The organism is Micromonospora sp. NPDC049204 (assembly GCF_040647935.1).
Taxonomy (GTDB): domain Bacteria; phylum Actinomycetota; class Actinomycetes; order Mycobacteriales; family Micromonosporaceae; genus Micromonospora.
Genome location: NZ_JBEZDC010000033.1, coordinates 1 through 8452 on the forward strand (window position 1 = coordinate 1; position 8452 = coordinate 8452).

At 70.9% G+C, this 8452-nt stretch carries 9 protein-coding genes; 8 read left to right on the forward strand and 1 reads right to left on the reverse strand.

Going from position 1 to position 8452, the window contains the following annotated elements:
* Window positions 1-168: 168 nt before the first annotated feature.
* The gene (locus tag AB0A90_RS34335; protein WP_357256078.1) at window positions 169-1134 is read right to left on the reverse strand and encodes a COX15/CtaA family protein; all 966 of its coding nucleotides are present in this window, start codon (window positions 1132-1134) and stop codon (window positions 169-171) included.
* Window positions 1135-1325: 191 nt separating this feature from the next.
* Here AB0A90_RS34335 and AB0A90_RS34340 point away from each other — a divergent pair, with 191 nt between their 5' ends.
* From AB0A90_RS34340 to AB0A90_RS34375, 8 genes are all read left to right on the forward strand, one after another.
* Window positions 1326-2033 (forward strand): transcriptional regulator, encoded by a 708-nt coding sequence (locus AB0A90_RS34340; RefSeq protein WP_357256124.1) that lies wholly within the window; start codon window positions 1326-1328, stop codon window positions 2031-2033.
* Window positions 2030-3460, forward strand: a complete 1431-nt coding sequence (sufB, locus tag AB0A90_RS34345) for a Fe-S cluster assembly protein SufB (protein WP_266244341.1) — start codon at window positions 2030-2032, stop codon at window positions 3458-3460. Before AB0A90_RS34340 ends, sufB begins: the two co-directional genes overlap by 4 nt.
* A 91-nt stretch (window positions 3461-3551) precedes the next feature.
* Entirely contained in the window at window positions 3552-4700 is a 1149-nt protein-coding gene (gene sufD / locus AB0A90_RS34350) for a Fe-S cluster assembly protein SufD (RefSeq protein WP_357256081.1), read from the forward strand.
* The gene (locus tag AB0A90_RS34355) at window positions 4700-5026 is read left to right on the forward strand and encodes a non-heme iron oxygenase ferredoxin subunit (RefSeq protein ID WP_357256083.1); all 327 of its coding nucleotides are present in this window, start codon (window positions 4700-4702) and stop codon (window positions 5024-5026) included. The genes sufD and AB0A90_RS34355 overlap by 1 nt, the downstream gene beginning before the upstream one ends.
* Window positions 5026-5799, forward strand: coding sequence for a Fe-S cluster assembly ATPase SufC (gene sufC, locus AB0A90_RS34360; protein WP_357069837.1), 774 nt, complete (start codon window positions 5026-5028; stop codon window positions 5797-5799). Before AB0A90_RS34355 ends, sufC begins: the two co-directional genes overlap by 1 nt.
* 20 nt (window positions 5800-5819) lie before the next feature.
* Window positions 5820-7124, forward strand: coding sequence for a cysteine desulfurase (locus tag AB0A90_RS34365; protein ID WP_357256084.1), 1305 nt, complete (start codon window positions 5820-5822; stop codon window positions 7122-7124).
* The gene (gene sufU, locus AB0A90_RS34370) at window positions 7124-7597 is read left to right on the forward strand and encodes a Fe-S cluster assembly sulfur transfer protein SufU (RefSeq protein WP_357256086.1); all 474 of its coding nucleotides are present in this window, start codon (window positions 7124-7126) and stop codon (window positions 7595-7597) included. The genes AB0A90_RS34365 and sufU overlap by 1 nt, the downstream gene beginning before the upstream one ends.
* A 67-nt stretch (window positions 7598-7664) precedes the next feature.
* A complete protein-coding gene (locus tag AB0A90_RS34375) occupies window positions 7665-8192 on the forward strand; it encodes a metal-sulfur cluster assembly factor (protein WP_357256088.1) in 528 nt (175 codons plus the stop codon).
* Window positions 8193-8452 lie beyond the last annotated feature (260 nt).

Below are 8452 nucleotides of genomic sequence, written 5' to 3' on the forward strand. Positions count from 1 at the left end.
GGCCGCGGGGCGGGGCGGGGCGGGGCGGGGCGCGGCACGGCACGGGGCGCGGCACGGGGCGCGGCACGGCGCGGGGCGCGGCACGGCGCGGGGCGGGGTGCGGGGGCGCCGACGCCCGCCAGGCGGTCGGTCGGGCGGTGGCCGGCGGGGCCGGGGCGCGCAGGGTGGTCAGGCGGTGGCTGCGACCGGAGGTGCGGTGTCCGCCGGAGCGGTCGCGGCGGCCGGGGTGACCGGGCGGCGTTCGCGGGTCGACCACTGCGCCGACAGCGCGGCCAGCAGCACCAGGCAGGAGCCGAGCATGTGTGCGCCGACCAGGATCGCGGGCACGTGGGTGAAGTACTGCACGAAGCCGATCAGGCCCTGACCCAGCTCGACGGCTACCAGGACGATCGCGGCCCGGGTGGCCCGTCCCGCGCCGACTGCGCGGAACGCGAAGATCAGCGCCACCGAGAGGCCGATCAGCAGGAAGACGGCGTCCGCGTGCACCTGCGAGATCGTCTCCGGGTCGAGCCCGTTGCGGGCGGCGCCGTGGTCGCCGGCGTGCGGGCCGCTGCCGGTGACCCAGGTGCCGATGACCAGCACCGCGACCGCCACGCCGGTGGTGACCCGGGCCAGCGCGCGCAGCGGCGTGGGCACCACGGCCACGGTCGGGCCGTCCGGGTCGCCGATGCGCCGCCAGAGGGCGTACGCGGCGGCGATCACCGCCATCGACGCGAGGAAGTGCAGGCCGACCACCCAGGGGTTGAGGTTGGTCAGCACGGTGATGCCACCGATCACCGCCTGGGCGGGGATGCCCAGGAAGACCGCCACGGCCAGGGCGAGGAGCCCGGGTCGACGGGGCCGGTGCAGCAGTACGGCCAGCAGGGTGGCCAGCGCGATCAGGCCCACCGCGAAGGTGAGCATCCGGTTGCTGAACTCGATCACCCCGTACACACCCATCTCGGGGGTGGTGACGTACGAGTCGTCGGTGCACCGCGGCCAGGTGGGGCAGCCGAGGCCCGAGGCGGTCAACCGGACGGCCCCGCCGGTGAGGACGATGCCCACGTTCGCGATGATCGAGGCGAGCGCGAGGCGGCGCAGCAGGATGCCGGGGACCGGACGGGCGATTCGGTTCACGGCGCAAATCCTACGCACTGTAGTGATCGAGGTTCGTCCGACTCCGTCGGCTCGGTGGTTCGGATCACCGGGGCCCGGGTTTGCGACCCTCCGGGTAATTACGTAACGTTGGCGTTGTGAAAAACGCGGCGGCGCTCCCCGAGCACCAGCCGACGGCTGTCCCGGCCGTCGGCGCGTCCGCGTCCGCGTCGGTCGTGGCCACGTCGGGGATGCCCGGCGGGGTCACCGCGGCGGAGATCTCCACCCGCGACCGGGTCACCCAACTGCTGCTGGAGCAGGGTGCCACCACCGCCGCGCAGCTCGGCGTCGCCCTCGGGCTCAGCCCGGCGGCGATCCGCCGGCACCTCGACGCGATGCTCGCCGACGGCGATGTGTACGCCCGCGAGCAGGCCGTGCGGGGCAGTCGCGGTCGGGGGCGTCCGGCCAAGGTGTTCATGCTGACCGAGGCCGGCCGGGTCCGCTGTGGCACCCATCACTACGACAACATGGCCACCGCGGCGCTGCGGTGGATCGTCCGCAACGGCGGATCGGAGGCGGTCGAGGCGTTCGCCACCGAGCAGGTGTCCGCCCTGGAGTCGCGCTGCCGGACGGCCATGGAGGACGCCGGCGACGATCCCCTCGCCCGAGCCGAGGCACTCGCCGCGGCGCTCACCGCCGAGGGTTACGCTGCCAACGCGACCACGATCGCCTCCGGCGGTCAGCTCTGCCAGCACCATTGCCCGGTGGCGCACGTGGCCGCCGAGTTCCCTCAGCTGTGCGAGGCCGAGACCGCGGTGATCTCCCGTCTGGTCGGCACCCACGTACAGCGCCTTGCCACCATCGCGCACGGCGACGGGGTGTGCACCACGCACATTCCGACCCAGCCGGGGCGTGCTCAATCCGGTAATCCCGTCACCACTGTGAGGACAGATAGATGACCGAGCAGATTGTCCAGCCCCTGACCCAGGAAGAGCAGCTTGCCGCCCTGGGTCGGTACGAGTACGGCTGGTCCGACCCGGACGCCGCCGGGGCGGTCGCCCAGCGCGGCATCAACGAGGCGGTGGTGCGGGACATCTCGGCCAAGAAGAACGAGCCGGCGTGGATGCTCGACCTGCGGCTGAAGGGTCTGCGGCTGTTCGGCCGCAAGCCGATGCCGGCCTGGGGCGCGGACCTCACCGGCATCGACTTCGACAACATCAAGTACTTCGTGCGGTCCACCGAGAAGCAGGCCACCAGCTGGGAGGACCTGCCCGAGGACATCAAGAACACCTACGACCGGCTGGGCATCCCGGAGGCGGAGAAGCAGCGGCTGGTCGCCGGTGTCGCGGCGCAGTACGAGTCCGAGGTCGTCTACCACAAGATCCGTGAGGACCTTGAGGAGCAGGGCGTCCTCTTCCTGGACACCGACACCGCGCTGCGCGAGCACGAGGACGTCTTCAAGGAGTACTTCGGCACGGTGATCCCGGTCGGCGACAACAAGTTCGCCGCGCTGAACACCTCCGTGTGGTCCGGTGGCTCGTTCATCTACGTGCCGAAGGGTGTGCAGGTCGAGATCCCGTTGCAGGCCTACTTCCGGATCAACACGGAGAACATGGGCCAGTTCGAGCGGACGCTGATCATCGTCGACGAGGGCGCGTACGTGCACTACGTCGAGGGCTGCACCGCGCCGCTCTACTCCTCCGACTCGCTGCACAGCGCGGTCGTGGAGATCATCGTGAAGAAGAACGCGCGCTGCCGCTACACGACCATCCAGAACTGGTCGAACAACGTCTACAACCTGGTCACCAAGCGCGCCGTCTGCCACGAGGGCGCGACCATGGAGTGGGTCGACGGCAACATCGGCTCCAAGGTGACCATGAAGTACCCGGCGGTCTACATGACCGGCGAGCACGCCAAGGGCGAGGTGCTCTCGGTGGCGATGGCCGGCGAGGGTCAGCACCAGGACGCCGGCGCCAAGATGGTGCACGCCGCCCCGCACACCTCCTCGACCATCATCTCCAAGTCGATCGCCCGTGGCGGCGGCCGCACCTCGTACCGGGGTCTGGTGCAGGTCCTGGAGGGTTCGCACCACAGCCGGAGCACGGTCAAGTGCGACGCCCTGCTGGTCGACACCATCTCCCGCTCGGACACCTACCCGTACGTCGACATCCGCGAGGACGACGTGTCGATGGGGCACGAGGCGACCGTCTCCAAGATCAGTGATGACCAGCTCTTCTACCTGATGAGCCGGGGTCTGAGCGAGGACGAGGCGATGGCCATGATCGTGCGCGGCTTCATCGAGCCGATCGCCAAGGAGCTCCCGATGGAGTACGCCCTGGAGCTCAACCGCCTGATCGAGCTTCAGATGGAGGGCGCGGTCGGCTGACGCCGCCGCTCCCGCGGGGCGGGCCGGAACCTCGGCCCGCCCGCACCCCGCCCCACCCTCGTCGTCACGGAACAGACAGACCAAGGAAGACATGACTACCCAGGCTTCCGCGCCGCCCAGCACCAAGTCGCAGGCGCTGCGCTCGTACGACGTCGCTGACTTCCCGGCCCTCACCGGCCTGGAGGAGGAGTGGCGTTTCACCCCGCTCAAGCGCCTGCGCGGCCTGGCCACGGCGGACACCTCGGCCGCCACCGGCCGGGGCGTCACCGTCGAGCACCCGGACCTGCCGGCCGGGGTGTCGGTGCGGCTCGTCGAGCCGACCGATCCCAGCGTCGTGTCCGCGTCGGTGCCGACCGACCGGGTCAGCGCGCTGGCCCACGGCGGGGCGGCGCGCGTCGCGCTTGTCGAGGTGGCGGCCGAGGCCGTCGTGTCCGACGCGGTGATCGTTCGGCTGCTGGGCGCGTACCCCGAGGAGTTGGCCTTCGCCCGGACCCAGGTCCAGGTGGGTCGGTTCGCGGAGGCCACCGTCGTCTTCTCCCAGGAGGGCTCGACCACGCTCGCCGACAACGTCGAGGTGTTCGTCGCCGACGGCGCGAAGCTGACCCTGGTCACGGTCGCCGACTGGGCCGAGGACGCGGTCCAGGCGCAGCACGTCAACATCAAGCTGGGCCGCGACGCCCGGGTCGTCCACATCCAGGTCTCCCTCGGTGGTGACCTGGTCCGGCAGTTCACGAGCGTGGAATACACCGATCGGGGTGGCGAGGCCGAGCTGTACGGCGTCTACTTCGCCGACTCCGGGCAGCACCTGGAGCACCGGCAGCTGGTCGACCACTCCGTGTCGGACTGCCGCAGCTACGTCGGTTACCGGGGCGCGCTGCAGGGCGAGGACGCGCACACCGTCTGGGTCGGCGACGTGCTGATCCGGGCCGAGGCGACCGGCACCGACACGTACGAGATCAACCGGAACCTGCTGCTCACCGACGGCGCGCGGGCGGACTCCGTACCCAATCTGGAGATCGAGACCGGCGAGATCGCCGGCGCCGGCCACGCCAGCGCGACCGGCCGCTTCGACGACGAGCAGCTCTTCTACCTGATGGCCCGGGGTATCCCGGAGAGCGAGGCCCGCCGCCTGGTGGTCCGCGGCTTCTTCGCCGAGCTGATCAACAAGATCCCGGTGGAGTCGCTGCGCGAGCGCCTGGGCGACGCGATCGAGGCCCGGCTCACCAAGGCGGGCGCCTGATGATCCGCATCTGCTCCGCCGAGGACGTGCCGAAGGGCACCGCGATCAGCGCGGACGTCGACGGCACCCCGATCGCGCTGGTGCACGGCGAGGACGGCGAGTTCTACGCCGCCTACGACGAGTGCTCGCACGCCGCCGTCGCGCTCTCCGAGGGCGAGGTCGACGGCTGCACGTTGGAGTGCTGGCTGCACGGCTCGCGCTTCGACCTGCGCACCGGCGCGCCGAGTGGCCTGCCGGCCACCGAACCCGTCCCCGTCTACCCCGTCGAAGTCCGCGACGGCGACATCTACCTCAGCCTGACGCCGAGTAATGGAGTGACCCGATAATGAGCACCCTGGAGATCCGCGACCTGAAGGTGTCGGTCAAGCTGCCCGAGGGTGAGCTCAAGCCGATCCTGGCCGGCGTCGACCTGACCGTGAAGTCCGGTGAGACCCACGCGATCATGGGTCCGAACGGTTCCGGCAAGTCCACCCTGGCGTACTCGATCGCCGGTCACCCCAAGTACGAGATCACCGGCGGCACGGTGACCCTCGACGGCGAGGACGTGCTCGCCATGACCGTCGACGAGCGGGCCCGCGCCGGCCTCTTCCTGGCCATGCAGTACCCGGTCGAGGTGCCCGGCGTCTCGGTGGCCAACTTCCTGCGCACCGCGAAGACCGCCATCGACGGCGAGGCGCCGAAGCTGCGCACCTGGGGTGGCGAGCTGCGCGGCGCGATGGAGCGCCTGCAGATGGACCCGGCGTTCGCCCAGCGCAACGTCAACGAGGGCTTCTCCGGCGGTGAGAAGAAGCGGCACGAGATCGTCCAGCTGGAGCTGCTCAAGCCGAAGATCGCCATCCTCGACGAGACCGACTCGGGCCTCGACGTGGACGCGCTGCGCGTGGTCAGCGAGGGCGTCAACCGGGTCCGCGACAACGGCGACACCGGCATGCTGCTGATCACCCACTACACGCGGATCCTGCGCTACATCAAGCCGGACTTCGTGCACGTCTTCGTGGCCGGCCGGATCGTCGAGCAGGGCGGCCCGGAGCTGGCCGACAAGCTTGAGGCCGAGGGCTACGAGCGGTACGCCGCCGGGGCCGGCACGGCCAAGGCCTGAGCGGGAGAGGCGCTGCCGAGATGACCAGCATCGCGATCCCCGCGGGGATGCCGCAGTACGACGACGTGCCACGTTTCGACGTGGCCCGGGTGCGCGCCGACTTCCCGATCCTGTCCCGGGAGATCAACGGGCACCCGCTGGTCTACCTCGACAGCGCCAACACCTCGCACAAGCCCAAGCAGGTGCTCGACGTGCTCGACGAGCACTACGCGCGGCACAACGCCAACGTGTCGCGGTCGGTGCACACCCTGGGCACCGAGGCCACCGAGGCGTACGAGGGGGCGCGGGCGAAGATCGCCGCGTTCATCTCCGCGCCAAGCGTCGACGAGGTGGTGTTCACCAAGAACTCCACCGAGGCGATCAACATCGTGGCGTACGCCTTCTCGAACGCCTCGCTGCGCCCGGACGCCGACCCGCGGTTCCGGCTTGGGCCGGGCGACGAGGTGGTGATCTCCGAGATGGAGCACCACTCGAACATCGTCCCGTGGCAGTTGCTCTGCGAACGGACCGGCGCGACCCTGCGCTGGTTCCCGGTCACCGAGCAGGGGCGGCTGGACGAGTCGGGTCTGGAGGACCTGGTCACCGAACGGACGAAGATCGTCTCGTTGGTGCACATGTCCAACATCCTCGGCACGGTCAACGCCACCTCCCGCATCACCGCGCGGGTCCGTGAGGTGGGCGCGCTGCTGCTGCTGGACTGCTCGCAGTCGGTGCCACACCTGCCGATCGACGTGGTCGACCTGGACGCCGACTACATCGTCTTCACCGGCCACAAGATGCTCGGCCCGACCGGCATCGGTGTGCTCTGGGGTCGGGGCGAGCTGCTGGCGGCCATGCCGCCGGTGTTCGGCGGTGGGTCGATGATCGAGACGGTCACCATGGCCCGTTCGACGTTCGCCGCGCCACCGGCCCGGTTCGAGGCGGGCACGCCGCCGATCGCCGAGGCGGTCGCGCTCGGCGCGGCGGTGGACTACCTCACCGGGATCGGGATGCCGGCGATCCAGTGGCACGAGAAGGAGCTGACGGCGTACGCGCTGGACGCCCTCGGTGCGGTGCCCGACCTGCGGATCTTCGGTCCGACCGTGCCGGTCGGCCGGGGCGGCACCATCTCGTTCGCGCTGGGTGACGTGCACCCGCACGACGTGGGTCAGGTGCTCGACTCGCTCGGCGTGCAGGTGCGGGTGGGCCACCACTGCGCCAAGCCGGTGTGCAGCCGGTTCGGTGTCCCGGCGATGACCCGGGCCTCGTTCTACCTCTACACCACCACCGAGGAGATCGACGCTCTGGTGGCCGGTCTGGAGCAGGTGCGGAAGGTGTTCGACTGATGCAGCTCGACCAGCTCTACCAGGAGATCATCCTGGACCACTACAAGCGCCCGCACGGGCGTGGCCTGCGCGACGCCGACGACCCGGGTGACCAGGTCGCGGAGGCGCACCACGTCAACCCGACCTGCGGCGACGAGGTCACCGTCCGGGTGGCCACCGACGGCACGGTCCTGCACGACATCTCGTACGACGGGATGGGCTGCTCGATCAGCCAGGCGTCGGCGAGCGTGCTGCACGAGTTGCTGCGCGGTCGGGGCACCGGGGAAGCTTTCGAGGTGCACGAGGCGTTCGTGGAGTTGATGTCCGGACGTGGCCAGGTCACGCCGGACGAGGACGTGCTCGGTGACGGGGTTGCTTTCGCGGGTGTGGCCCGCTACCCCGCCCGGGTCAAGTGCGCGCTGCTGCCGTGGATGGCGTTCAAGGACGCCGCGGCACGCGCCGGTGTGGGCGCGAGCCCGGAGGTGAAGGCGTGAGCGAGCGTCAGCGAGCGAATGACACCGTGGTGCCTGGTGGCATCACGAAGCGATGCGGAGGGACGGCATGAGCAGCGAGAACACCGCTACCGCGGCGACGCCGGAGGCCGGTGACGCCGTCGCGGCGTCGCAGACCGACGCCCTGACGACCGACGCCGTGACGACCGACGGTGCCGTGGCCCCGGCGGGCGGCGACGCGGTCGCCTCGACGGGCGGCGACGCGGTCGCCCCGGCTGCCGGCGACGCGGTCGCCCCGGCGGGCGGCGTCAGCAAGGCCATGATCGCCGACATCGAGGAGGCGATGAAGGACGTCGTCGACCCGGAGTTGGGCATCAACGTGGTCGACCTGGGCCTCGTGTACGGCGTACACGTCGACGACGAGAACGTCGCCACCCTCGACATGACGCTCACCTCGGCGGCCTGCCCGCTGACCGACGTGATCGAGGACCAGACCCGGCAGGCGCTGACCACCGGCCCCGGCGGCGGCCTGGTCAACGACATCCGGATCAACTGGGTGTGGCTCCCGCCGTGGGGCCCGGACAAGATCACCGACGAGGGTCGGGACCAGCTCCGATCCCTCGGCTTCAACGTCTGAGCCGACTCCGGTCGGCTCTGCCCGTCGAGCGCGACACCCCGCGGGGTGTCGCGCTCGATGCGTTACGCCCCCGCCCCGCGCGCGTAGGGAGTGCGCCAGGGCCGCGGGTCACCTGCGCCGTGCGCGGGTGCGTCCCGCGCCCGCGTCCTTGCGCGGTGTCTGCGCCCGCGTCCTCGCGCCGTGCGCCCGCGTCCTCGCGCCGTGCGCCCGCGTCCTCGCGCCGCGCGCCCGCGTCCTCGCGCCCTGCGCCCGCGTTGCGT

Coding starts and splice junctions, on each gene's coding strand:
- AB0A90_RS34340 (WP_357256124.1), top strand. CDS start 1,326: ATGCCCGGCGGGGTCACCGCGGCGGAGATCTCCACCCGCGACCGGGTC.
- sufB (WP_266244341.1), top strand. CDS start 2,030: ATGACCGAGCAGATTGTCCAGCCCCTGACCCAGGAAGAGCAGCTTGCC.
- sufD (WP_357256081.1), top strand. CDS start 3,552: ATGACTACCCAGGCTTCCGCGCCGCCCAGCACCAAGTCGCAGGCGCTG.
- AB0A90_RS34355 (WP_357256083.1), top strand. CDS start 4,700: ATGATCCGCATCTGCTCCGCCGAGGACGTGCCGAAGGGCACCGCGATC.
- sufC (WP_357069837.1), top strand. CDS start 5,026: ATGAGCACCCTGGAGATCCGCGACCTGAAGGTGTCGGTCAAGCTGCCC.
- AB0A90_RS34365 (WP_357256084.1), top strand. CDS start 5,820: ATGACCAGCATCGCGATCCCCGCGGGGATGCCGCAGTACGACGACGTG.
- sufU (WP_357256086.1), top strand. CDS start 7,124: ATGCAGCTCGACCAGCTCTACCAGGAGATCATCCTGGACCACTACAAG.
- AB0A90_RS34375 (WP_357256088.1), top strand. CDS start 7,665: ATGAGCAGCGAGAACACCGCTACCGCGGCGACGCCGGAGGCCGGTGAC.